The 21952-nt window shown below is 68.5% G+C and carries 18 protein-coding genes and 1 pseudogene; 13 read left to right on the forward strand and 6 right to left on the reverse strand.

Annotated elements, in window-relative coordinates; translation table 11 throughout:
* Together QZW52_RS05665 and QZW52_RS05670 are read left to right on the forward strand one after the other, a co-directional pair.
* A pseudogene (locus tag QZW52_RS05665) lies at nucleotides 1–130 on the forward strand (porphobilinogen synthase); the annotation flags it as partial.
* Nucleotides 131–143: 13 nt separating this feature from the next.
* On the forward strand, nucleotides 144–1235 hold the full coding sequence (locus QZW52_RS05670) for a CorA family divalent cation transporter (RefSeq protein WP_293996197.1): 1092 nt from the start codon (nucleotides 144–146) through the stop codon (nucleotides 1233–1235).
* A 7-nt stretch (nucleotides 1236–1242) separates the two neighbouring features.
* On the opposite strand, the gene QZW52_RS05675 is transcribed toward QZW52_RS05670, so the two are convergent.
* Nucleotides 1243–2007: an IclR family transcriptional regulator domain-containing protein gene (locus QZW52_RS05675; RefSeq protein WP_293996199.1), complete on the reverse strand. Its 765-nt coding sequence runs from the start codon at nucleotides 2005–2007 to the stop codon at nucleotides 1243–1245.
* Between the two features lie 139 nt (nucleotides 2008–2146).
* Between QZW52_RS05675 and QZW52_RS05680 the strand changes: the two genes are divergently transcribed.
* From QZW52_RS05680 to QZW52_RS05725, 10 genes are all read left to right on the forward strand, one after another.
* Complete coding sequence (locus QZW52_RS05680) at nucleotides 2147–3001, forward strand: shikimate dehydrogenase family protein (RefSeq protein ID WP_293996201.1); 855 nt, start codon at nucleotides 2147–2149, stop codon at nucleotides 2999–3001.
* Nucleotides 3002–3066: 65 nt separating this feature from the next.
* Nucleotides 3067–4218: an ABC transporter substrate-binding protein gene (locus tag QZW52_RS05685; protein WP_293996203.1), complete on the forward strand. Its 1152-nt coding sequence runs from the start codon at nucleotides 3067–3069 to the stop codon at nucleotides 4216–4218.
* 124 nt (nucleotides 4219–4342) lie between these two features.
* On the forward strand, nucleotides 4343–5218 hold the full coding sequence (locus tag QZW52_RS05690; RefSeq protein WP_293996205.1) for a branched-chain amino acid ABC transporter permease: 876 nt from the start codon (nucleotides 4343–4345) through the stop codon (nucleotides 5216–5218).
* Nucleotides 5219–5258: 40 nt separating this feature from the next.
* Entirely contained in the window at nucleotides 5259–6266 is a 1008-nt protein-coding gene (locus QZW52_RS05695; protein ID WP_293996207.1) for a branched-chain amino acid ABC transporter permease, read from the forward strand.
* Between the two features lie 3 nt (nucleotides 6267–6269).
* The gene (locus QZW52_RS05700) at nucleotides 6270–7031 is read left to right on the forward strand and encodes an ABC transporter ATP-binding protein (RefSeq protein WP_293996209.1); all 762 of its coding nucleotides are present in this window, start codon (nucleotides 6270–6272) and stop codon (nucleotides 7029–7031) included.
* Nucleotides 7032–7034: 3 nt separating this feature from the next.
* On the forward strand, nucleotides 7035–7793 hold the full coding sequence (locus tag QZW52_RS05705) for an ABC transporter ATP-binding protein (protein WP_293996211.1): 759 nt from the start codon (nucleotides 7035–7037) through the stop codon (nucleotides 7791–7793).
* Nucleotides 7794–7857: 64 nt separating this feature from the next.
* Complete coding sequence (locus QZW52_RS05710; protein WP_293996213.1) at nucleotides 7858–8223, forward strand: hypothetical protein; 366 nt, start codon at nucleotides 7858–7860, stop codon at nucleotides 8221–8223.
* Complete coding sequence (locus QZW52_RS05715) at nucleotides 8220–8507, forward strand: type II toxin-antitoxin system Phd/YefM family antitoxin (RefSeq protein WP_293996215.1); 288 nt, start codon at nucleotides 8220–8222, stop codon at nucleotides 8505–8507. Before QZW52_RS05710 ends, QZW52_RS05715 begins: the two co-directional genes overlap by 4 nt.
* The gene (locus QZW52_RS05720) at nucleotides 8500–8769 is read left to right on the forward strand and encodes a Txe/YoeB family addiction module toxin (RefSeq protein WP_293996217.1); all 270 of its coding nucleotides are present in this window, start codon (nucleotides 8500–8502) and stop codon (nucleotides 8767–8769) included. Before QZW52_RS05715 ends, QZW52_RS05720 begins: the two co-directional genes overlap by 8 nt.
* Nucleotides 8770–8985: 216 nt before the next feature.
* Nucleotides 8986–10911: a polysaccharide biosynthesis protein gene (locus tag QZW52_RS05725; RefSeq protein WP_293996219.1), complete on the forward strand. Its 1926-nt coding sequence runs from the start codon at nucleotides 8986–8988 to the stop codon at nucleotides 10909–10911.
* Here QZW52_RS05725 and QZW52_RS05730 read toward each other — a convergent pair.
* Both QZW52_RS05730 and QZW52_RS05735 read right to left on the reverse strand, forming a co-directional pair.
* Nucleotides 10895–13258: a putative bifunctional diguanylate cyclase/phosphodiesterase gene (locus tag QZW52_RS05730; RefSeq protein WP_293996221.1), complete on the reverse strand. Its 2364-nt coding sequence runs from the start codon at nucleotides 13256–13258 to the stop codon at nucleotides 10895–10897. The genes QZW52_RS05725 and QZW52_RS05730 overlap by 17 nt on opposite strands.
* An 87-nt stretch (nucleotides 13259–13345) precedes the next feature.
* A complete protein-coding gene (locus tag QZW52_RS05735; RefSeq protein WP_293996223.1) occupies nucleotides 13346–15289 on the reverse strand; it encodes a putative bifunctional diguanylate cyclase/phosphodiesterase in 1944 nt (647 codons plus the stop codon).
* 199 nt (nucleotides 15290–15488) lie between these two features.
* Between QZW52_RS05735 and QZW52_RS05740 the strand changes: the two genes are divergently transcribed.
* The gene (locus QZW52_RS05740; RefSeq protein WP_293996225.1) at nucleotides 15489–16517 is read left to right on the forward strand and encodes a GGDEF domain-containing protein; all 1029 of its coding nucleotides are present in this window, start codon (nucleotides 15489–15491) and stop codon (nucleotides 16515–16517) included.
* A gap of 106 nt (nucleotides 16518–16623) precedes the next feature.
* On the opposite strand, the gene QZW52_RS05745 is transcribed toward QZW52_RS05740, so the two are convergent.
* The 3 genes from QZW52_RS05745 to uvrA are packed head-to-tail and all read right to left on the reverse strand — an operon-like array spanning nucleotide 16624 to nucleotide 21894.
* Nucleotides 16624–17604 (reverse strand): PDDEXK family nuclease, encoded by a 981-nt coding sequence (locus QZW52_RS05745; protein ID WP_293996227.1) that lies wholly within the window; start codon nucleotides 17602–17604, stop codon nucleotides 16624–16626.
* A gap of 4 nt (nucleotides 17605–17608) precedes the next feature.
* On the reverse strand, nucleotides 17609–18982 hold the full coding sequence (locus tag QZW52_RS05750; RefSeq protein WP_293996269.1) for a DNA cytosine methyltransferase: 1374 nt from the start codon (nucleotides 18980–18982) through the stop codon (nucleotides 17609–17611).
* A gap of 2 nt (nucleotides 18983–18984) precedes the next feature.
* The gene (uvrA, locus tag QZW52_RS05755) at nucleotides 18985–21894 is read right to left on the reverse strand and encodes an excinuclease ABC subunit UvrA (protein WP_293996229.1); all 2910 of its coding nucleotides are present in this window, start codon (nucleotides 21892–21894) and stop codon (nucleotides 18985–18987) included.
* Between the last annotated feature and the right edge of the window lie 58 nt (nucleotides 21895–21952).

Consider the following 21952-nt stretch of genomic DNA (forward strand, 5'->3'; position numbering starts at 1 on the left):
CGCCCAGAACGGCTGGCTAGACCACGACGCGGTGATGATGGAATCGCTGCTGGCCTTCAAGCGCGCCGGGGCCGACGGCGTGCTCACCTACTTCGCGCTCGACGCCGCCCGACTGATCCGCCAGGGTTGAGGTGGACGCGGCCATGCGGGTCTTCCTGATCGACGACCGCTGCACCGAGCTGCCCGAGTTGCCGCAGGTTCTGCCCGAGCGCGGCTTCCTGTGGATCGCCTCGGCGCGGCGCGAATTCGAGGTGCGCGCAGGCGAAGTGCAGGCCGTGTTGCAGCAGTGCGCGGGCGGACAGCTCGTGGACCTGCACCTCTCTGACCTGCTCAGCAACCAGCTCCCGTCGCACTTCGACTACACCTCGTGGTATGACCTGTTGGTGTTCCGCCGTCTGGCCGCCGCTCCAGGCAGCGATGGACTGTTCCTCGACAACGAACATGGCACGGTGTCCACCGCACGGCAGGCACTTGCCTCGATCGACACCAGCCCGGTCGGTTTCGCGGTGTTCGACCGGGTACTGCTGACCGTGCATCCCGCCGATTGCCTGGTGCGCGAGTTCTTCGCAACACGGCTGGCGCAGATGACTGTCAACGGCAACGGCGCCAGCCGAATGCCCCCGAGTGCAGCCGACCTCATGCTGCGCATCGTCAACCACATGGTGGACGGCTACCTGGAGTTGCGCCGCTTGCTCACGCGCCAGCTCACCACGCTGCAGCAGACCTTGCTCGGTCCGCGCAGCCGCCGGGTGGACTGGACCGCGCTGCTGGAGTCGCGCAACACGCTGCACCAACTGGAGGACATCTGCGAGGACCAGCGCAGCGCCATCCAGGAATGGATCGACGGACTCGACGAATGGCCCAGCACCGAGGACACCACCGCCCGGCGTGACCGCGAACTGCTGCGGGTGCGCTCGCGCGACGTGCTGGAACACATCGAGCGGGTGCTGGGACATGTGCGGCGGCTGGAGTCGTCGATCGAGAGCGCCGTGCAGATGCACTTTTCAGCGGTCGGCCAGCGCACCAACGACATCATGCGCACGCTGACCGTGCTGACCGCGATCTTCCTGCCGCTGAACCTCATCACCGGCTTCTTCGGCATGAACTTCGACGCCCTGCCGCTCATCCATTCGTCCACCGGGTTCTGGGTGGCCGTGGGGCTGATGCTGCTGCTGGGCCTCGGGCTGAGCGCCTTCTTCTGGCGCAAACGCTACCTGGGCACCACGCACGGCTGAATCGGGGTCACAGCACGTCGCGCAGCACCTGCACCGTCTCGCTCAGCCGCGGCAGCAGCCGCAGCACTGCGTCATCGCGGCTGGCCGGCGCCACGGGCATCGGCATGGTCGTGCCAATGGCGCCGACGCACTCGCCCTTGCGGTCCTTCACGGGCATGGCGATGCCGCGCAGCCCTGGGGTGAGCTGCTGTTCGGTGCTCCAGTAGCCCAGCGCGCGGGCGCTGTGGACATCGCGCAGGAAGGTGATCGGATCGGTGGTGGTGCGGGGCGTGAAGGCGCTGAACTCGTGCTGCGCCACCCACTCGGCCAGCCGCGGCTCGCTGAAGGTGGACAGGATCGCCGGCCCCGGTGTCACCACATGCGCCGGCACCCGCGCTCCCACCGGAAAACCGATCGACACCATGCGCGTGCTGTTGCTGCGCGCCACGTAGACGACCATGTGGCCGTCGAGCACGCTGAAGTTGAAGTTCTCGCCACACTCCATCGCCAGCCGCTGCACGAAGGGCTGCACCAGCCGCGGCAGCCGTGCCGCTTCGAGATAGCTCTGTCCCAGCCGCAGCACCTTGGGCGCGAGCCAGAAGCGTTTGCCGTCCGTGTTCGCGTAACCGAAGTGGACGAGGCTGAGCAGGTAGCGGCGTGCCGCCGTGCGGGTCAGGCCGGTGTGGGCGGCGGTCTCCGAGGCGGTCAGGCGCGGGTGCTCCTCGTCGAAGGCTTCGATGACGCGCAGGCCGTTGCCCAGGCCGTCGATGATGTCCTTGCGGTCGATGTCCATGCAGCGGTGTACTCCGGCGTTCCTGTGGGGCAGGGAAATCCCGATAAAGGAACGGTGATCGCCCCATGTGCGCGATTATCGCGCAATCATGGCCAGCATCGCTTGTCGGCGTGGCGGCAGATCCCTATCGTCCGCACCCATGCACATCCACGGCCACACCCGCGTTTTCCTGGTCCTCGGCCACCCGGTCGGGCAGGTGCGTGCGCCCGAAGTCTTCAACCCCTTGTTCCAGGCGCATGGCGTCGAGGCCGTGCTCGTGCCGGCCGACGTGGCTCCGGCGCGGCTCGGGGACTTCGTGCGCGGGGTGTTCGGCGCAGCCAACATCGGCGGGCTGTGGCTGACGATTCCGCACAAGGCGGCCGTGCTGGACCTGCTCGACCGCGTGGACCCGCTGGGCACACGGGCCGGCGCCGTCAACGCCGTGCGTCGGCAATCGGATGGTTCGCTGGGCGGCGGTCTCTTCGACGGCATCGGCCTGGTCAAGGCGCTTGACCACCTGGACGTGGCCACCGCCGGTCGGCGTGTGCTGCTGGTCGGCACGGGCGGCGCGGGCATGGCGATCGCCGTGTCCCTGGCCGAACGGGCGCTGGGCACGCTGACGCTGTTCGACACCGTTCCCGGCCGTGCCGCCGCACTGGCGCAGCGCCTGCAGGCCCACGCCGCCTGCCCGGTGGTCGCCGCGGCCTCGGGCGATCCTGCCGGCCACGACCTCATCGTCCACGCCACGCCGCTGGGCCTGAACGCGGACGATCCGCTGCCCTTCGACGTGGCGCGGCTGGACGCCTCGGCCACCGTCATCGACATCCTGATGAAGCCGCAGGCCACGCCGCTGCAACGCGCCTGCGACGCCCGCGGCATCGTCTGCCACCCCGGTTTCGAGATGCTGGCCCAGCAGGTGCCCGACTACCTGCAGTTCTTTGGCTACCCCGAGATCGCCGCCGCGGTGCAGGGTGATCTGGACCCTGTGCGCCGCAGCCTGCGGGCATTGGCCTGACTTCCGATGACCGCGATCCGACCGCTATCCTTGACACCCTCGCAACACCACACCGGAGACAACCGATGACCCATACCCGCCACACCTTCCTCGCGCTGGCCACCCTGATCGCCCTCGGTGCCACCAGCGCCGCCCAGGCCCAGGCCATCAAGCTGGCCAACATCGTCGAGCTGTCGGGCGCAGGCGCTTCGGCCGGCACCAACTTCAAGAACGGCGTCGAGCTGGCCGTCAAGGAAATCAACGCCGCGGGCGGCATCCTCGGCAAGAAGATCGAGACCACCACGCTCGACACGCAAAGCAACCCCGGCGTGGCCAAGGGTCTGACGCAGAAGGCCATCGACGACGGCGTGTTCGCCGTGTTCGGCCCGGTGTTCTCCGGCTCGATCATGGTCAGCATGGCCGAGACCCAGCGCGCCGAAGTGCCCAACTTCACCGGCGGCGAGGCGGCGGCCATCACCCAGAAGGGCAACCCCTACATCTTCCGCACCAGCTTCACGCAGACCACGGCCATGCCGAAGGTGGCGCGCTACATCGCCAATGGCCTGAAAGCGAAGACCGTGGCGGTGATGTACGTCAACAACGACTTCGGCAAGGGTGGCCGCGACGCCATCACCAAGGCACTGGAAGCCAGCGGCGTGAAGGTGGTGGCCGACATCTCGACCGACTCTGGCCAGATCGACTTCTCGGCGCCGGTGCTCAAGGCGAAGTCGGCCAATGCGGACGCGCTGTTCGTCTACACCAACGAAGAAGAGTCGGCCCGCGCGCTGCGCGAACTGCGCAAGCAGGGCTACACCAAGCCCATCGTCGGCGAGACGACGCTGACGGGCCAGAAGGTGATCGAGCTGGCCGGTGAAGCCGCCAACGGCGCAGTGGCCCACGTCGGCCTGACGGTGGATGCGCCCAACCCGCTGATGCTGAAGTTCAAGGCCAAGTTCTACCAGGACTACAAGTACATCAGCGACCACAACGGCATCAAGGGCTACACCGGCGTCTACCTGATGAAGGCCGCGATCGAGAAGGTCGGCAAGGTCGATCGCGTCGAAGTCGCCAAGGCCCTGCACGGCCTGAAGGTGTCGGCGGCCAAGAACCCCGGCGTGCTGATGGACGTGGCGATGGACAACAACGGCGACCTCGACCGCGAGAGCTTCATCGTCGAAGTGAAGAACGGCAAGCAGGAAGTCAAGGAAGTCCTGCCCGCGCTGAACGCTGGCAAGTAAGCCCCACGGCGTCCCTGTCTCCGCTTGCGTCCGCTCCCCCGGTGATCCGGTCGGGGCGGGCCGCAGGCTTGCGGTTTGACCGCGCTGTTCGCCCTCGACCCGTTTCGAGAGGAGTCCCCTTCCCATGACCGACTTCTTCCAACTGCTGTTCTCCGGTGTCGCCACCGGCAGCATCTACGCGCTGGCCGCGCTGGGCTTCACGCTGCTGTGGCAGGCGTCGGGCACCATCAACTTCGCCCAGGGCGAGTTCGTGATGCTGCCCGCGTTCACGATGCTGGCGTTCTCGGCGTTCGGTTTTCCGCTGCCGATCGCCTTCATCGTCACCTGCGTGGTCGGTGTGGTCGTGCTGGGCTGGGGCTTCAAGCGCGGCATCGCCGATCCGCTGCTGCGCCACGGGCTGATGCCGATCGTGGTCGCCACCATCGGCCTGTCGATCGCGATGCGCAACGGCGTGCGCGCCGGCTACTCGGCCGAAGCCCACCCCTTCCCCGGCCTGTTCGGCGAGGCGCTGTTCAACATCGCCGGCGTGACCATCACCGCCGCCGACGTGGGCACGCTGGTCGTCGCGCTGGCGCTCGTGCTCGGCACCCAGGCATTCCTCGGCAAGACCGTCACCGGCCGCGCCATGCAGGCCGTCGCGCAGAACACCGAGAGCGCCACCGTGCTCGGCATCAACGTGCCGCGCATGGTGTTCTATACCTTCGCCGTGAACGCGCTGCTGGCCTGCGCCGCGGCGCTGCTGGTGACGCCGACCTACCTCGCCAAGTTCGACATGGGCGAAGGGCTGGGCAACAAGGCGTTCTTCGCGGCCATCATCGGCGGTTTCAACAACTCGCGGGGTGCGCTGCTCGGCGGGGTCATCGTCGGCGTGGCGGAAAACCTCGCCGCCGCCTACGTCTCGCCGGCCTACAAGGACGCCGTGGCACTCGTGCTGTTCATGGCCGTGATCCTGTTCAAGCCCGAGGGACTCATGGGCAAGAAGGAAATGCGCAAGGTCTGATGCCTCACCGGCCCCACCTCTGCCCAAGGACACCCCCACCATGAAAACACTCCACAAGCTCGGCGCGCTGGCCATTCTGGCCGTGCTGCTCGCCGCTCCGCCCATGCTCAAGAGCTACGGCGTCTACCTCTTCACCACCTGGCTCATCTTCATCATCGCCACGATGGGCCTGAACCTGACCGTCGGCTACGCCGGTCAGAAATCGCTCGGCCACGCCGCCTTCTTCGGCATCGGCGCCTACACGGTGGCGATCCTGCTGCAGCACGGCGTGAGCTTCTGGATCGGGCTGCCCAGCGCGATGGTGCTGTGCTTCGTCATCGGCGTGCTGCTGGGCTTCCCGGCGCTGCGGGTGCAGGCGATCTACCTCGCCTTCGCAACGCTGGGCTTCAACACCGCCGTCTGGCTGGTGATGCGCAACGAGGAATGGCTGACTGGCGGCACCTTCGGCATCAACGGCATCACGCGGCCGAGCCTGTTCGGCTATTCGCTGGACGGCGCCCTGCCCTACTACTACTTCGTGCTGGCGGTGGCGGTGATCCTCGCCGGGCTGCTGTGGGGCCTGCTGCGCTCGCCGTGGGGCAAGGCGTTCACGGCGCTGCGCGACAACCCGATCCGCGCGGAAAGCCTGGGCATCGACATCCAGCGTTACACCCTGCTGGCGTTCGCGATCGGCGCGGTCTATGCCGGCGTGGCGGGCGCGTTGTTCGGCTCGCTGGTGCAGTTCATCGAGCCGGCGCCGTTCACCGTGGGCGCGTCGATCATGATGTACCTGATGGTGGTGGTCGGCGGGCCGGGGTACTTCTTCGGGCCGGTGCTCGGCTCGGCGGTGGGCGTGCTGCTGCCGGAGTGGCTGCGGTTCGCGCAGGCGTGGTACCTGTTCGTCTTCGGTGCGCTGGTCGTGCTGCTGATGCTGTGGCTGCCGGACGGCCTGCTGAGCATCCCCGATCGGCTCAAGGCACGTCGCCAGGCGCGTGAAGCGTCGGCTGCCCGTGCGGCGTCCGCCGCAGCGGCGGAACAAGCTGAACAAGCTGCCAAGAAAGGCCAATGAACCATGACGGCTCCCCTGCTCAAGGTCACGGACCTGAAAAAAGCCTACGGCGCCATCCAGGCGGTCGCGGGCGTGTCATTCGAGGTGATGCCCGGCGAGATCTTCGGCGTCATCGGCCCCAACGGCTCCGGCAAGACGACGATGTTCAACAGCGTGCTCGGCCAGATCACGCCGGACGCCGGCCAGATCGAACTCAACGGCCGCGACATCACCCAGCTCAGCCCGCTCGAACTCAACCAGCGCGGCGTCGGAAGAACCTTCCAGACGCTGCAGGTCTTCGGCAAGATGACCGTGCGCGACAACCTGATCGTCGCCGCGCAGGAACACCAGGGCACGATGTTCAGCCGCATGTTCGCGCCCGGTGACTCGGGCCTCGGCAAGAAGGCCGACGAGCTGATCGACCTGTTCCGCATCCGCCATGTCGCCGACAAGAAGGCCGGTGAGCTGAGCTACGGCCAGCAGAAGCTGGTGGACATCGCGATGGCGTTCATGAGCGAGCCGGACCTGGTGCTGCTCGACGAGCCTTGCGCGGGCGTGAACCCAAGCCTGGTCGGCGGCATCAGCACCCTGCTCAAGCAGCTCAACCAGAAGGGCCGCACGGGCGGCAAGGTCAGCAGCTTCGTCGTCATCGAGCACAACATGGACTTCGTGATGGACCTGTGCCACCGCATCCTCGTCATGGTCGAAGGCCGTGTGATGGCCATCGGCACACCGGCCGAGATCCGCGCCAACAAGCAGGTGCTGGACGCCTACCTCGGGAGCTGAGCCATGTCTGGACAAGCCAACACGAACACGCACGCCATCGAATTCGAGAACGTGCTCGCCGGCTACGGCGATTTCATGATCCTCAACAACCTGAGCTTCAAGGCCCGGCGCGGCGCGATCACGCTGCTGATCGGCCCGAACGGCGCGGGCAAGTCCACGGTGCTGAAGACGCTGTTCGGCCTGCTCAAGGTGCGCAACGGCCACATCCGCCTCGACGGGCAGGACATCACCGGGGCGAACGCCAAGGATCTGCTGGTCCAGCACGGCATCGCCTTCGTGCCGCAGGGCCGCAACCTGTTCGGCCAGCTCACCGTCTGGCAGAACCTGGAACTCGGCGGCATCACGCTGGGCATGAAGACCACGCACGAGCGCATCCCCGAGGTGCTCAAGCGGTTTCCCCGCGTCGCCGAGCGGCTACACAGCCAGGCGTCGGCGCTCTCCGGCGGCGAGCAGAAACAGCTCGAAATCGGCCGTGCGTTGCTGATCCGCCCGAAGGTGCTGCTGATCGACGAGCCGTCGATCGGGCTGTCGCCGCTGGTGGTGGCCGACGTGTTCAAGCTGCTGCGCGGGCTGGCCGACCAGGGCACGACCGTGCTGATGGTCGAGCAGAACGTCAAGAGCGCGCTGAAGATCTCGGACGAGGCGATCGCGCTGGAGTCGGGGCGGCGCGTGCTGCAGAAGCCGGCGGGCGAGCTGCTGGCGGACCCGAACATCGAGCGGCTGTTCCTCGGCGGCGCACACGCCGCTGCAGCCAAGACCTGAGCTGCGCTGATCTCCTGCGAGACGCGCATGCCCGCGCACATCGGTGTTCAAGGCGGCGTCCAGCGTGGACTTGGCCATCCCGGTCTTCACCATCGTCTTCGCCTGCACGTTCCCGACGAAGATGGCCGTGTTGCGTTCGACCAGCGCGCAGGTCGAACCCGCTGAAGAACTCGCGCCGCTCCCGGATCGCACGGGAACTCGTCGCATTGCAGCAGTTCCACATGCCGTTCACCCCACGCGCCATCAAGGACAGCACACCCACGTGCTGGTCCTTGATGCGCAGCTTGAGGGTCTTCACAGCCTCCATGGCAAGCCGTTCCGGCTTGATCGCTCGACCCCAGGCGGAACCCCGGGGCTTGTCGCTGCGTACTGGTCAGTTCTGTACAATGATCCTGTCCAACTCAATTGCACTGCGCAGGCCCTCAGATGACCATCGAAACCACCTACAGCCAAGCACGCGAGCAGCTCAAGTCGCTCATGGACCGCGCCGTGGACGACCGCGAGGTGATCGTGGTGCGCCGACGCTCGGGCGGCGATGTGGCCATGATCGCGGCAGACGAGCTGGGCAGCCTGATCGAAACCGCCCACCTGCTGCGCTCGCCACGCAACGCCGAGCGGCTGCTGGCGGCACTGTCGCGGGCGCGGGCCGATGACACCCCGCTGGCGCCCACGTCGCTGGACGAACTGCAACGCCGGATGAACCTGGATGCGTGAGGGCGACCGAACCGCGGTGTGCCACCCGGAATTCCTGCAGGATCTGCAGCACTGGGCAGAGACCGACCGCCGCACCGCACGGCGGCTGCTGGAGCTGATGCGCGCCACGCTGCGTGATCCGTTCGACGGCATCGGCAAGCCCGAACCACTCAAGTACCTCGGCCCGGATGTCTGGTCACGCCGCCTCACGCAGGAACACCGCTGTGTCTACCTGGTGAAGGCCGATCGTGTCGAGTTCATGCAGGGCCGCTACCACTACTGAACTGAACCCGAACACGCCGAACACCCGTGTCCAAACGCCTGCTCGACCTGCTGCTGTCCGGCCTCGGTCGGAGGTGCCGCGCCATGTGGCGCTGTACCCGGCCAAGCTGGCGCTGCAAACGCAGTACGTGGACAAGGCGGACGTCTGGACCGACCTGAAGCTGATCGGGCGGACACTTTCGGCGATCATCGCCCGCTGACCGCACCCGCTCGCCCCATGACCTGGCACCACCTCGACACCCTCCTCACCCGCATCCGCCCGCACCGCGAGCCGCTGGCGCTCGTTCTCGACGCGCTGATGGTCGCCGCGTGCTGGAACATCACCTACCTGTTCCGCCTCGGCTTCGAACGCTGGCAGAACGCCCGGCCCGACTACGACGGCTGGGTGCTGGCCGCCGTGCTGGCGGTGTACCTGGGCGTGTTCGTGCTGCTGAAGGTGCCCAAGGGGATGTGGCGCTTCTCGGGCTTCGGCGAGGTGCAGCGGCTGACGGTGGCGTGTGCAGTGGCGGGGATGGTGACGGCGGTGGGCGTGCTGATGGCGCAGCTCGCGCAGGTGCCGCGCGCCGTGCTGGCCCTGCACCCGGTGATCACGCTGATGGGGCTGGCGATGGTCCGCATCGGCTACCGGATGCTTTACGAACACATGCGCGGGCGGATTTCCGGCTCGATGCACGAGACCCGCCGCGCCCTCGTCATGGGCGCGGGCGACGCCGCCAAGCTGCTGATCGCCGGCATCCAGCACCACGGCTGGGTGGTGGTCGGCCTGCTCGACGACGACGCCCGCAAGCACGGCGCCCGCATCGGCAACGTCCCCGTGCTCGGCCCGCTCGACAGCGCGGCGCGCTGGAGCGAGGTCCACGGCATCACCCACCTCATCGTCGCCATGCCGTCCGCCGCGCCGGAGCGCCGCCGCCGCGCGCTCGATCTGGCCGCCGCAACCGCGCTGCCCGTCGTCACCGTGCCGACTGCTGCCGAGTTGCGCGACGGGCAGGCGGTGGCGCAGGTGCGCGAGATCGAGCCGGACGACCTGCTCGGCCGCGCCCCGGTGCAGCTCGACGAGGGCGGCATCAGCGAGTGCCTGTCGGGCAAGGTGGTGCTGATCACGGGCGCAGGCGGCTCGATCGGCTCGGAGCTGTGCCGGCAGGTGGCGCGTTACGGGCCGCTGCGGCTGGTGCTGTACGAGCTGAGCGAGTTCGCGCTCTACCGCATCGAGCAGGAGCTGACCGAGGCGTTCCCGCACATTCCGCTGGTGCGGCTGGTCGGCGACGTGCGCGACCCGGAACACCTGCGCGCCACCTTCGCCCGCGTGCGCCCCCAGGTCGTGTTCCACGCCGCGGCCTACAAGCATGTGCCGCTGATGGAGGACGACAACGCCTTCGCCGCGGTGCGCAACAACACGCTGGGCACCTGGCGGGCGGCCAGCGCAGCGGCGGCGGCGGGGGTCGAACGCTTCGTGCTGATCTCGACCGACAAGGCCGTGAACCCGACCAACGTGATGGGTGCCACCAAGCGCGCCGCCGAGATGGTGATTGCCAAGCTCGCTGCGCAGATGGCGGAACAGGCCGAGACGGGCACACGCACGCGCTTCATGGCGGTGCGCTTCGGCAATGTGCTCGGCTCATCGGGCAGCGTGATCCCCAAGTTCAAGGAGCAGATCGCCCGCGGCGGCCCGGTGACGGTGACGCACCCGGACATCACGCGCTTCTTCATGACCATCCCCGAGGCGGCGCGGCTGGTGGTGCAGGCCGGGGCGATCGGCGAAGGCGGGCAGGTGTTCGTGCTGGACATGGGCGAACCGGTGAAGATCGTCGATCTGGCGCGTGACCTGATCCGCCTGAGCGGACACACGCTGGCGGAGATTCCGATCGCCTTCAGCGGACTGCGGCCGGGGGAGAAGCTCTACGAGGAGCTGCTTGCAGACGCCGATGCCACGCTGCCGACCCGCTTCGAGCGGCTGCGCATCGCCCGGCTGGACGACCGCTCGGCGGATGTGCAGGCGCTGCTCGACTGGGCCGCGGCGCGCTCGGTGGCCAGCGACGACGAGGTGCGCGAGCGGCTGGCACGGCTGGTGGGCGAATACCAGCCAGCGCGGCCAATTCCCCCCGCCACGCCGCGCACCACGCCGTTCAGCACAGACCGCTGACCACCGCCAGCGGCGCGCCCCGCACCAGCAAGGCCCGCAGCGCCAGCGGCTCCAGCGCAGCGCTGCAGAGAAACCCCTGCGCCATCTCGCAACCACAGGCCCGCAGCACGGCGCGCTGCTGCTCGGTCTCCACCCCTTCGGCCAGCGTCCGCATGCCCATGGTGCGCGCCAGTTGCACGATCAGCCGCACGATGGCCTCGGCCTGCCCGCTCCCCTCGCGGCCGAGCGCGGCGACGAAGCTGCGGTCGATCTTCAGCGTGTCCACGGGCAGCGTGGCGAGCTGGGCCAGTGACGAGTAGCCGGTGCCGAAGTCGTCGAGCGCGATGCCCAGACCGAGCGACCGCAGCGACTGCACGCAGGCCAGCGCCCGGTCCGGGTCGTCCATCAGCGCCGTCTCGGTGATCTCCAGTTCAAGCCGCGGGCCGGGCAGACCGCTCTCGGACAGCACGGTCTGCACCAGCGCCTCCAGCCCGGCGCGCCCCAGTTGCGCCGCCGACAGATTGACCGCCAGCCGCACCGCCGCCGGCCAGCCCGTCGCCTCGGCACACGCCTGCCGCAACACCCATTCGCCCAGCGGCACGATCAGGCCGGTCTCCTCGGCCAGCGGGATGAACTCGCTCGGCTCGATCCAGCCGTGGCGCGGGTGCTGCCAGCGCAGCAGCGCCTCCGCCCCCACCAGCCGACCATCGCACAGGCTGAACTGCGGCTGGTAATGCACGGCCAGCCGCCCCGCCGTGGGGTGGTGCGCGTCGGGGGCGGCCAGCAGCAGGCCGATGTCGCGGATCACGCCGGCGCGGCGGTGCATCCGGCCGCGCATGGCGGCGTCGAACACGCAGATCTGGTTGCGCCCGCCGTCCTTGGCTTCGTAGAGGGCCAGGTCGGCGTTCTGGAACAGGCGGTCGGCGTCGGGCGTGCCCGCTTCGCTGGTGGCCACGCCGATGCTGGCCCGCACCTCCACCCGCAGCGACTCCGCCTCCCAGGCCGGCTGCAGCACCGCCAGCAGCGAACCCACCAGCGCCTCGCGCAGGGCGGGGGTCAAGGGCTGGTCGATCAGCAAGGCGAACTCGTCCCCGCCCAGCCGCGCCAGCACGACCGCCTCGGGGCGCGGCCAGCCTGCCACGCACAGGGTCAGGCGGCGGGCGATCTCCTGCAGCAGCCGGTCGCCGACCGCGTGGCCGAGGGTGTCGTTGACGGTCTTGAAGTGGTCCAGGTCGATCAGGCACAGCGTCAGCGAGGAGCGTGTCTCCGCGCACCGCTGCTGCAGCACATGCCGGTTGGACAGGCCGGTCAGCATGTCGGTGCGCGCCAGGCGGTGCAGCTCGCGCGCCTGTTCGCGCACCAGCGTGACATCGCGCACCAGCCCGCGCCAGCCCGCCGGCACACCGTCGCTGTCGAACACCGGCACGCCGCTGAGGCTCCAGATGCACGGTGTGCCTTGCGGGTGGTGGGGCGACAGCGTCAGCTCCAGGCCGCGGAACGGCTTCGGGCCGCGCAGGTGGTCGGTCAGTGCCGACACCGCCGTGCGGACCCCCAGCACCTCGGCCAGCCGGATGCCGATCAACCGGTCGCCGTCGTCGAAGCCGAGCGCCCGCGCCATCGGCAGCGAGACATGCTGCAGCCGTCCGCCCGCGTCGGTCTCCCAGAGCCAGTCGTCGGCCTGCGTCTCGAAGTCGCGCAGCAGCAGATCCAGCGACTGCCGACCCCGCAGCGCCGCCGTCTCCGCCCGCAGCCGCGCGATCACGCCGGAGCTGATCGACTGCAGCGAGGCCAGCAGCATCACGTTCGACACCAGCAGCAGCGCGCAGGTGATGTTGCGGACAAACGGTTCGAGCGAGAGCACCCCGATGAACACCCCCGTGGACGTGATCAGCAGCCACACCCGCGCCACGCTGCCCACCGGCGCCAGCGACATCGTGCCGATCGGGATCAGCCCGCTGGCCATCATCCCGAGCAGGAAGCGGCGATCCGGGTTGACCACCGGGAACAGGAACACCGCCACCCCGGAAAACATCAGCGCCACCAGCGAGACGTACACCATCAGCCGCCGGCGCACCGCCGGGTGCGCCAGCTCCTCCAGCGGCCGTCCCAGTTGGGCCAGGCTGTCGATCCCGTAGCAGACCGCCACCACCGACAGCCCCAGCGGCCAGACCATGTGGACGCCCCAGCCAAGCTCCGGGTACACCAGCCACGCTGCCAGCAGGCCAAGCCCGAAGTCCACCAGCGCCGCCATCGGCGTGATGCGCAGCAGCATCTGCATCAGGCGGGCGTCGTGGTGGCGGCGCTCGGTGGCGTCGGACCACCGGGATGTTTCGCCGTGGAGGCTGGAATCGGCGGAAAGGCTGCCCATGCTCATGCGCAGTTCACTCGGAAAGCAGGAAGAAAGTCATGGCAGCGCCGCAATCGGTACGGCGTCGATTATCGCGATTTGCACCCTTCAGGCGGTCATTTTGCGCGCTCGGATGACACGCTCCGCGGCATCCTGCGCAGTCATCGCCGCGGCGAACAGGTAGCCCTGCACCTGCAGACAGCCGTGCCGACGCAGCGTGTCGAGCTGCTCGGCGGTCTCGACGCCTTCGGCCAGCGTCTTCATGCCCAGCCCCTGGCCGAGCTGGATGATGGTGCGCAGGATCATGTCGGCCTGCGCGCCTGCGGCCAGACCGGTGATGAAGCTGCGGTCGATCTTGAGCGTGTTGATCGGGTAGGTGCGCAGGTAGGCGAGCGATGAATAGCCGGTGCCGAAGTCGTCCAGCCCCAGCCCGATGCCCAGCGAGCGCAGCGACTGCATCCGCGTGCGCGCCGCGGCCGGGTCGGCGAGCACGGCGGTTTCGGTCACTTCCAGCTCCAGCCGCTGCGGCGGCAGCCGCGTCTCGGCAAGCACCTGCGCGACCATGCGGACCAGGTGCCGGCTGGCGAGCTGCACGCCGGAGACGTTGACCGCGATCTTGCCGTCCCCGCCCCAGCCCACCGCGTCGCGGCACGCCTGGCGCAGCACCCACTCGCCCAGCGCCACCACCAGCCCGGTTTCCTCGGCCACCGGGATGAATTGCGCCGGCGAGATCCAGCCCCGCTGCGGGTGGCGCCAGCGCACCAGCGCCTCGAAGCCAGTGAGTCGCCCGTCGGCCACATCGTGCTGCGGCTGGTAATGCACGCTCAGCCGGCCGCAGGGCAGCGCGGGTTCGGGTCGATCCGGATGCGCCAGCGCCCGCTGTGCCGACGCCAGCGCCTGACCGAGTTCGTGGATGACCAGGTGGCGCTCGGCCATGCGCTCGCCCATCGCCGCGTCGAACAGCCGCACCAGGTCGCGCCCGGCGGCCTTGGCTTCGTAGAGCGCGATGTCGGCCTGCTGCAGCAGCAAGGACGCGGTGTGCGCCGGACCCGTCCACGCCGCCACGCCCAGGCTGGCACGCACCTCGATGCACAGGTCCTCCGGCGTCCACGGCTCGCGCAGCGTCGCCAGCAGCGCCAGCGCCAGCGCCTCGCGCTCGACGGTGTGCAGGGGCTGCTCGACCAGCAGCGCGAACTCGTCCCCGCCCAGCCGTGCCAGCACGCCGCCATGCGGACGGGCATCGAGGCAGTCCTGCAGCCGCCGCGCCACCTCCTGCAGCAGCCGGTCGCCGACGAGGTGGCCGAAGTGGTCGTTGACGGACTTGAAGTTGTCCAGGTCGAGCAGGTAGAGCGACAGGGGGCTGAGCGTGTCCTCGTCCTCGCCGTCCGCCACCATCGCCGCGGCCATGACGGCTTCGGGCGCATGGGACAGCGCAGCCACGGCCTGCTCGGCGCGCGACTGCAGCACATGCCGGTTGGCCAGCCCGGTGAGCGAGTCCTCGTGCGCCAGCCGCTCCAGCGCGCGCGACTGCTGGTGCAGCGTCGTCACATCGCGCACCACGCCGCGCCAGCCGACGTGCAGGCCGATCTCGTCGCGGACCGGCACCCCGCTGACCGACCACCACAGCGTGCGCCGTGCGGGACTGGACACCTGCACCTCGACGCCCCGGAAGGCCACCCGACCCGCCAGACAACCCATCAGCCAGACGTGGTCCGGCGGCATCTGCGGCGACGGCGCATCGCGGAAGCCCTGCTGCATCGCCAGCGACGGGCCACCCTCGCCAAAGCGCAGCAACTGCAGCAGCGAGGCCCCGAGCAGCGGCTCCGGCGACGCGGCGCCCAATTCGCGGGCCATGCGCTCGGCGGCGTGCGTCAGGCGGCCCTCGCGGTCGGCGGCCCAGCTCCAGGCGTCGGACTGGGTCTCGAAGTCGTGCAGCAGTTGGGCGGCGGTATCCGGGTGGCGGGTGGCGGCCGGGTGCGCGCGCTGCGGCCCCTGGAGGAGGGGGGGCAGGCGTCGGAACAGGCGGTGGAACAGACTCGGTGGCGCAGGCATGTAACCAGTGTCACAACTCCACCGCCTTGGCGACCCCCTGCGGACAAGGGGGACAGGCGCCGGCGCCAGTGGACAAACGGTGAGCGCGTGAAGTGGGTCCGAGAGTGCGTCCACTCTCTGCGACTGCACCGCGTGGCGCCAATTAACATCCTCGGACACTCGCCAGTGCATGGCGGGCACTGCTGGGAAGACCACACCGATGAGATACCTCGACAGCATGGAGCGCAGCACGGACGTGCTGCGCCAGGCGTTGCAGCTCATGAAACGCCACGGCAGTGCCCTGCATCCCGTGAACTACACGCTCTGGTACGAGTACGTGCGGGGCGAAAACCCGGCGCTGCGGGCGGCCATGGACCGCTACCTGAGCCAGCACCTGCAGCTCGACGCGCCCATGGCCGAGGCGCTCTACAAACGCTTCGTCACCGGCAATGGTCTGGACGCCACCCTGATCGAGCGCACCGCGGAAGGCGTCTCCACCGTCCTGACCGGCATGGCCGAATCGGCTGCCCGCGCGGGCGACCAGACGGCGCAGTACGGCACCTCGCTGTCCCGGCTCAGCCAGGAACTCGCCGGCAGCACCCACTCCCCGGCGGTGGAGGAAATGCTCCAGACGACGCGCCAGATGCAGATCGCCGTGGCCGAGATGCAGCAGCGTCTGTCCGACAACCAGAACGAGATCGGCCAATTGCGCATCGAGCTGCGCCGGGTCCACGAGGAATCGCGCATGGACAGCCTGACCGGGCTGGCGAACCGCCGCGCCTTCGATCAGCACCTGGCCACCTGTCTGGCCGAGGCGAACACGCCCGCCCGGCGTTACCAGCGGCCGTGCCTGCTGATCGCCGACATCGACCATTTCAAGCGCATCAACGACACCTATGGCCACCCGCACGGCGACGAGGTGCTGCGGGCCATCGGCGCCATCCTGAAAGATGCCACCCCCGAGGACTGTCGGGCCGCCCGCATCGGCGGTGAGGAATTCGCCGTGCTGGTGCCCACGCGCAGCCTCTCCGAAGCCCGCATCCTGGCCGAAACCCTGCGCGTGCGCGTCGCGGCGGCCCGCGTGCCACGCCAGACGCCGGACGCGGCCACCACGCGCGTCACCCTCTCCCTGGGGTTGACCCTGTTCCAGCCGGGCGAAACCGGTGCGGCGTTCATGGAGCGTGCCGACCAGGCCCTCTACACCTCCAAGGACAGCGGGCGGGACCGGGTCACGGTGCTGGCCGGATAACTTCGACGCCCGACGACAGCGCGGCCCTCACGTCACAGCACGGTGTGCGGACCGCGCATCCGTCAGCGCGGTGAAGCCGAAGTGCCGGTAGAAGGCTTCGGCGGCATCAATCCCGCAGTGCATCACAAAAATGCACCATCAGAAGAAAGAGCCAAGGAAGCTGACTGGCCTGCAGACACAGAACGTTGACAGGCGGATGTCCTGAGGGCCACGCCACCAACGCCCCAAGGTCAGAAATCGCGTAGTTTTGGTCCGCTGGATCGGCCACCCCTGGCGACACACAAGCCCGAATCAAGGCCACGCACACTTCGGTGAGGCACAGGTCCGAACCACCCAGGTACGTCCACCAATCCTTGCCAATGCGGATGGTCGCCGTGGCGCGGTGCGTCCCGAGGGCGAAGCCGCAGTCCCAGCGTTGATCGGGTGGCTGGATCACATGGTCGGCCGGCAGCTTGGCCGCGATCTTGCGCAGGATGTGCCAGTCCTTCTTGTTCGACTGCGCACGGGTTCCGTAGAGCACGCCGTAGGTGAACTCCAGTTGCGCAGCACCATTCTCTTGCAGCCAAGCCGGCCCGTGCTGGACGACGTTGTCGGCGAAGTTCTCGCTCATCTCGTCGTTGAGGCACCGCGGACCACTCTTGAGCGTCACGGCCTTGAGCACAGCACCGTGCAGGCACTTGCCGTCCAACGCCGAGTTGGCGGTGTGCATCCCGCTGGGAACGGTCTGCCAGCCATACACGGGCAGCGCCACGTCTTCGATCATCCGGCCAGCAGACGTTTCGATCGACGAGAACAGCTTGGCGGCCGGGATGTGGCTCTCCAACTGGCTCAAGCGGGTGAACTGCTTCAGATGCGCGTAGATCAGCAGAACGAACGGGCTGGTGCTGAAGGCGCCCAGACGCGCATTGGTCAGCGGCAGCGAGGCGACGTGCGCTTGGACCCGTGTGCGGAATCCATTTTCCAGCGCCAGGATGCGGGCCTGCGACTGCGGGTCGCGGTCCACGGCGACCAGATCGGCCAGTACCTGCCGCTTGCTGAACACCGTCGGGGGAACCTTCTTCGGAAGGCCGGTATGCGAGGTGGCCATCGGTTCAGTGCTCCTGGGACAAGGTTGCGCGCAAGGTTCGGACGCGGTGCTGTGTCTTGGGTGCGGCGTAACGGGAATCGTCTCCTTCGTCGTCGCCCCAGATGATCGTCTTGCCGTCCTTGAACCACTTGCGGGTGCGGACGTGCGACTGCAGATAGACCAGTCGATAGCCTTCCCGCGCGTCCAGATACGGTGTCCAGCCACGCCGCTGGAGCTGGTCGAGCGCCCCGGCCACCACATCGCCCGCCACACGGCCCAGCCGTGTCGGAACCGCGTTGCCAATCTGCGTGTATTGCTCGGCCACCGATCCCTTGAAGACCCAGTTGTCCGGAAATTCCTGCACACGGGCGTACTCGCGCACCGACAGCGCACGGGTCTCGGTCGGGTGGCACAGCGAGGTGCTGGCGTGGTTGGGCAGCGTGACCAGCGTCGGACACGGCAACGCCATCGTCAGGCGTCGCCACCACCCGGATCGCCCCCCTTTGGCCAGCCATGCCTTGCCCATCGACGCTTGCTGGAGGTCTTCGGGCAGGCTGCGCCAGTTCGCACCGGGCGGCACCAGGGCGAGGAAAGACTTCTTGCGCTCGCTGAAATCCATGATGACGGGCTGAGGGTCATGCAGGTTGTCGAGCGCATCCCCAAGGGACTGCCACGGCAAGCCGGTCTCGGGTGCGCCGTCCTCCAGCAGGGAGCGTTGGGCAGGCTGAACATCGGCCTCGACATCGGCCGGGTTGTGGTGCGTCGGCGCCGGGAAATCGACCTGCGCGTTGTAGCGGTTGCCGATGAACAGGACACGCTCGCGGATCTGCGGCGCCCCGTAATTGACCGCGTTCACCTCGAAGGCATCCATGTGGTACGGCGTGCCCTCCAGCGCCTGCAGATCGCGGGCAAACATCTGGACCACCGAACCAGGCATTTCCTCCGGCTCCAGCGGCCTCAGCGCGCGTTCATTGATCGGACGGTGCTTGAGCGCCGCCGAGATCAGGCCGCGCACGTTCTCCATCACGAAGACCTTCGGGCGCATGACCTCGACGAAACGCAGGAACTGCCACAGCAGCGTGCCACGCGGGTCTTGTGTCGTGCCACGCTTGCCGGCCGTGCTGAAGGACTGGCACGGCGGTCCACCAACCAGCACATCCAGCTCCCCCGGTTGCAGGCCGACCGCACGCAAGATCTCCAGCGGATCCATGTTCGAAATGTCACCCTGGAAGACCTTCGTCTGGACGCTCAGCCGACCAGCCTGGATGTTGTGGCGCATGGTGTCGCAAAAGGCGGGGACTTTCTCCACGGCCGCCAGCAACTCGAACCGCCCGGTCATGTGCATCCCCAGGTCCAGTCCCATGCCGCCCGAAAAGAGTGAAATCGTCTTGTATTGCATCTTCACGCCGCCGTTTTCAGCATCCCCCGCAAGAACCGCCCCGTGTGGCTCCCCTCGCACGCCGCCACGTCCTCCGGCGTCCCCGCAATCAGCAGCAACCCACCGCCCGCCCCGCCCTCCGGCCCCATGTCGAGCAGCCAGTCCGCCGTCTTGATGACATCCAGGTTGTGCTCGATCACCACGATGGTGTTGCCCGCCTCGCAGAGCTGGTGCAGCACCTGCAGCAGCAACTGGATGTCGGCGAAGTGCAGCCCGGTGGTCGGCTCGTCGAGGATGTAGAGCGTGCGGCCGGTGTCGCGCTTGGACAGCTCTAGCGCCAGCTTCACCCGCTGCGCTTCGCCCCCCGAGAGCGTCGTCGCCGACTGGCCGAGCTTGATGTAGCCCAGGCCGACATCGAGCAGCGTCTGCAGCTTGCGCGCCAGCGCCGGCACCGCGCTGAAGAAGGCGTGCGCGTCCTCCACCGTCAGGCCGAGCACCTCGGTGATGTTCTTGCCCTTGTAGAGGACTTCCAGCGTCTCGCGGTTGTAGCGTTTGCCGTGGCAGGTGTCGCAGGGCACGTAGACATCCGGCAGGAAGTGCATCTCCACCTTGAGCACGCCGTCACCCTGGCACGCCTCGCAGCGCCCGCCCGCGACGTTGAAGCTGAAGCGGCCGGGTCCGTAGCCGCGCTCGCGGGCGGCCGGCATCTCGGCGAACAGCTCGCGGATCGGCGTGAACAGGCCGGTGTAGGTCGCGGGGTTGCTGCGCGGGGTGCGGCCGATGGGGCTTTGATCGACGTTGATGACCTTGTCGAAATGCTCCAGGCCCTCGATCTCGTCGTGGACCTCCGGCTCCTGGTGGCTCTGGTAGAGCTTGCGCGACACGGCGGCGTAGAGCGTGTCGTTGATCAGCGTGCTCTTGCCCGAGCCGGACACGCCCGTGACGCAGGTGAACAGCCCCACCGGGATCTCGGCCGTGACGCCCTTCAGGTTGTTGCCCCGCGCATTGACGACGCGCAGCACCCGCGGATCGGCCTGGTCCTGCAAGCGCCGCCGCTGTCCCGGCACCTCGATGCGCATCACCTGCGCGAGGTAGCGGCCGGTCGGTGAATCGGGGTTGGCGGCCACCTCGTCGGGCGTGCCCTGCGCCATCACGCGGCCGCCGTGGACGCCCGCGCCCGGCCCCATGTCCACGACGTGGTCGGCGGCGCGGATCATGTCCTCGTCGTGCTCGACCACCAGCACGCTGTTGCCGAGGTCGCGCAGGTGCCGGAGCGTGCCGATCAGGCGCTCGTTGTCGCGCTGGTGCAGGCCGATCGACGGCTCGTCCAGCACGTACATCACGCCCGACAGCCCCGAGCCGATCTGCGACGCCAGCCGGATGCGCTGCGCCTCGCCGCCGGAGAGCGTGTCGGCGCTGCGGTCCAGGCTCAGGTAGTTCAGGCCCACGTCGTTGAGGAACTTCAGCCGCGCCCGGATCTCGCGCACCACCTTGTCGGCGATCTCGGCCTTGGCGCCCTTGAGGTGCAGCGCCTCGAAGTAGGCGAGGCAGTCGGACAGCGTGGCGTGCTCGACCTCGAAGATCGCCTTCTGCGGCAGGCCGCCCGCGTCCGCCAGGAACACGTTGCGCGCCTCGCGCCGCAGCCGGGCGCCGCCGCACTCCGCGCACGGCTTGTTGGCCTGGTACCGCGCCAGATCCTCGCGCACGGCGGAGGAGTCGGTCTCGCGGTAGCGGCGCTCCAGGTTGGGGATGATTCCCTCGAAGGGGTGGGCGCGCTTGACGCTGCGCTTCTTGCCGCCTGCGCCCTCGGCGGCATAGACGAAGGTGATCTCCTCCTCGCCCGAACCGTAAAGCAGCACCTGCCGGTGCGCCGGCGCCAGCTCCTCGAACGGCTGGTCGAGGTCGAACTTGTAGTGCGCCGCCACGCTCTCCAGCGTGGAGAAGGTGTAGCCGTTGCGCCGGTCCCAGCCCTTGACCGCGCCGCTGCCCAGGCTCAGCGTCGGAAACGCCACCACCCGCTCCGGGTCGAACACGTTCACATGCCCCAGCCCGTCGCAGCTCGGGCAGGCGCCGACCGGCGAGTTGAACGAGAACAGCCGCGGCTCCAGCTCCGACAGCGAGTAGCTGCACACGGGACACGAGAACTTGCTCGAAAACAGGTGCTCGCGGCCCGTGTCCATCTCCAGCGCCAGGGCACGCCCTTCCGCGATGCGCAGCGCCGCCTCGAAACTCTCGGCCAGCCGCTGCTGCGCATCCGGGCGCACCTTCAGACGGTCGATCACCACGTCGATGTCATGCTTCTCGGTCTTCTTCAGCGGCGGCACGTCAGCCGCCTCGACGATCTGGCCATCGACCCGGAAGCGCACATAGCCCTGCGCCTGCATCCCCTCGAACAGCTCAACGAACTCGCCCTTGCGGTCGCGCACAACGGGCGCGAGCACCATCAGCTTCGTCTCTTCGGGCAGCGCCAGCGCGGCGTCCACCATCTGGCTGACGCTCTGCGCCTCCAGCGGCAGGCGGTGGTCGGGGCAGAACGGCGTGCCCGCGCGGGCGTAGAGCAGGCGCAGGTAGTCGTGGATCTCGGTGATCGTGCCGACAGTGGAGCGCGGGTTGTGGCTGGTCGCCTTCTGCTCGATGGAGATGGCAGGGGACAGCCCCTCGATCACGTCCACGTCCGGCTTGTCCATCAGTTGCAGGAACTGCCGGGCGTAGGCGCTCAGGCTCTCGACGTAGCGGCGCTGGCCCTCTGCGTACAGCGTGTCGAACGCGAGGCTCGACTTGCCCGACCCGGACAGCCCCGTGATCACGACCAGCGCGTGCTTGGGCAGGTCGAGGTCGATGTTCTTGAGGTTGTGGGTACGGGCACCACGGACGGAAATCAGCGACTGGCGAGCAGGCGCCGTGACGGGCGACTTGGAGGATTCGAGGGGCATGGCAGGCAGCTTCCGGCGGCGCGAGGGCAACCGGCCATGATACCGACCCCCCTCGCGC

The organism is Sphaerotilus sp. (assembly GCF_013299175.1).
Classification (GTDB): domain Bacteria; phylum Pseudomonadota; class Gammaproteobacteria; order Burkholderiales; family Burkholderiaceae_C; genus Sphaerotilus.

What these genes read in the sequence shown, in the direction of transcription:
- QZW52_RS05740 (WP_293996225.1), top strand. Translation starts at nt 15,489, where the DNA reads ATGAGATACCTCGACAGCATGGAGCGCAGCACGGACGTGCTGCGCCAG.
- QZW52_RS05675 (WP_293996199.1), bottom strand. Translation starts at nt 2,007, where the DNA reads ATGGACATCGACCGCAAGGACATCATCGACGGCCTGGGCAACGGCCTG.
- QZW52_RS05700 (WP_293996209.1), top strand. Translation starts at nt 6,270, where the DNA reads ATGACGGCTCCCCTGCTCAAGGTCACGGACCTGAAAAAAGCCTACGGC.
- QZW52_RS05685 (WP_293996203.1), top strand. Translation starts at nt 3,067, where the DNA reads ATGACCCATACCCGCCACACCTTCCTCGCGCTGGCCACCCTGATCGCC.
- QZW52_RS05695 (WP_293996207.1), top strand. Translation starts at nt 5,259, where the DNA reads ATGAAAACACTCCACAAGCTCGGCGCGCTGGCCATTCTGGCCGTGCTG.
- QZW52_RS05730 (WP_293996221.1), bottom strand. Translation starts at nt 13,258, where the DNA reads ATGGGCAGCCTTTCCGCCGATTCCAGCCTCCACGGCGAAACATCCCGG.
- QZW52_RS05725 (WP_293996219.1), top strand. Translation starts at nt 8,986, where the DNA reads ATGACCTGGCACCACCTCGACACCCTCCTCACCCGCATCCGCCCGCAC.
- QZW52_RS05735 (WP_293996223.1), bottom strand. Translation starts at nt 15,289, where the DNA reads ATGCCTGCGCCACCGAGTCTGTTCCACCGCCTGTTCCGACGCCTGCCC.
- QZW52_RS05680 (WP_293996201.1), top strand. Translation starts at nt 2,147, where the DNA reads ATGCACATCCACGGCCACACCCGCGTTTTCCTGGTCCTCGGCCACCCG.
- QZW52_RS05690 (WP_293996205.1), top strand. Translation starts at nt 4,343, where the DNA reads ATGACCGACTTCTTCCAACTGCTGTTCTCCGGTGTCGCCACCGGCAGC.
- QZW52_RS05750 (WP_293996269.1), bottom strand. Translation starts at nt 18,982, where the DNA reads ATGCAATACAAGACGATTTCACTCTTTTCGGGCGGCATGGGACTGGAC.
- QZW52_RS05705 (WP_293996211.1), top strand. Translation starts at nt 7,035, where the DNA reads ATGTCTGGACAAGCCAACACGAACACGCACGCCATCGAATTCGAGAAC.
- QZW52_RS05715 (WP_293996215.1), top strand. Translation starts at nt 8,220, where the DNA reads ATGACCATCGAAACCACCTACAGCCAAGCACGCGAGCAGCTCAAGTCG.
- QZW52_RS05670 (WP_293996197.1), top strand. Translation starts at nt 144, where the DNA reads ATGCGGGTCTTCCTGATCGACGACCGCTGCACCGAGCTGCCCGAGTTG.
- uvrA (WP_293996229.1), bottom strand. Translation starts at nt 21,894, where the DNA reads ATGCCCCTCGAATCCTCCAAGTCGCCCGTCACGGCGCCTGCTCGCCAG.
- QZW52_RS05745 (WP_293996227.1), bottom strand. Translation starts at nt 17,604, where the DNA reads ATGGCCACCTCGCATACCGGCCTTCCGAAGAAGGTTCCCCCGACGGTG.
- QZW52_RS05720 (WP_293996217.1), top strand. Translation starts at nt 8,500, where the DNA reads ATGCGTGAGGGCGACCGAACCGCGGTGTGCCACCCGGAATTCCTGCAG.